We start from the raw sequence: 1,116 nt of genomic DNA on the forward strand, positions 1-1,116 counted from the left end.
AATGCTCTTTTAAATCCTGTATCGAAGAGACTTGTGGCATCAAATGGTCAATTAAAGATCTTAGTTTCAAATGCGCCTTGTCCGCTAAGTGAATCCGCTGGCCGGGTGCCCGGTTGATCCGCATGTCGCGCGTAGGTACCAAGCTTAGCTCATTTTCCATCCTGCGGCAGAACTTGCCGGTCCGCGCATAGTTTTTGAAGTGATCAGCGGTGTTCTTTCCGTTATGATTGATGCGGTTGGCAATAATGTGAAAGTGCAAATTGGCCGAATCTTCATGCTTAAAAACCACCATCTGGTTTTGCTCGAAGCCAAACTCTTTGGCAAATTCGGTCGATATCTGCATGATCTTGTCATTGCTGGGCTTTTCGCCTGGCGAAAAGCTGAATGACTGATGCCAGAGGTATTTAGTCAGCTTCTTGTTTTTGGAGTGGTTGTCTGTGTACTGGCGGGCCAGGTAGTCCAGATCCAGCGTCCCGTCAGGGGCGGTTTTGAGGGCAAGGTTCTGAATATAAACCAGCTCCCCTCTGACGCTTTGTCCTTCGAGTTGCCCTGCCGCCGTAGTTTGCTGACCCTTCTGATAATAGCAGTACTGCAAAATTCCTTTGGCGTAGCTGCCCAAACCTGCTTTTCCGATCATTTGCTTGTTTGCTGGATGAATTCCCTGACCGCGTTTTCAATCTCGTAGTGGACAGAGGCGATATCTGCCGCCTCGTTTTTCCAGGTAGGTGCAAGTTCCTGCAAGGGCCCAACATAGTAGCTTTCATATTTTGAAAGCAGCTGGCGTGCGGATCGGGCCATTCCCCATGCTTCCCGAAGGATTTGCTCCTTGCTCTCTCCCGGCCCCAGTACCTGGCCCAGATAGTCCGACAGGGATGTAATCCAGCAGTCGATCTCAGTAATCGTCTTTTGAAAGCTACGGATCTCGAAGCTTTCAAAAACCCAGCGGGTGATAAGGTCTGCAAGCAGACGTACCCGCTGGCTGCTTTGCTGCCACTGGGCCGAGAGCATCTGATGGTCTTTCGTCTTTAAAATAGCGAGCGATAGTATTCCCGCTAGCTGCTCGAGAATCCGGATTGTTTCGGCGGTCGCCTTCGGCAGCGTTCTTTTCTGGGGCCT

The 1,116-nt window shown here is 50.6% G+C and carries 2 protein-coding genes; both read right to left on the reverse strand.

The window, feature by feature from the left end; genetic code table 11:
• The coding region (locus LZD49_RS36310; RefSeq protein WP_234673377.1) for a relaxase/mobilization nuclease domain-containing protein at positions 1-637 on the reverse strand (637 nt) is incomplete at its 3' end.
• Positions 634-1,116 (reverse strand): hypothetical protein (locus tag LZD49_RS36315; RefSeq protein ID WP_234673379.1); only part of this gene is annotated, 483 nt, incomplete at its 5' end. The genes LZD49_RS36310 and LZD49_RS36315, both read right to left, overlap by 4 nt.

This window comes from Dyadobacter sp. CY261 (genome assembly GCF_021440085.1).
Classification (GTDB): domain Bacteria; phylum Bacteroidota; class Bacteroidia; order Cytophagales; family Spirosomataceae; genus Dyadobacter.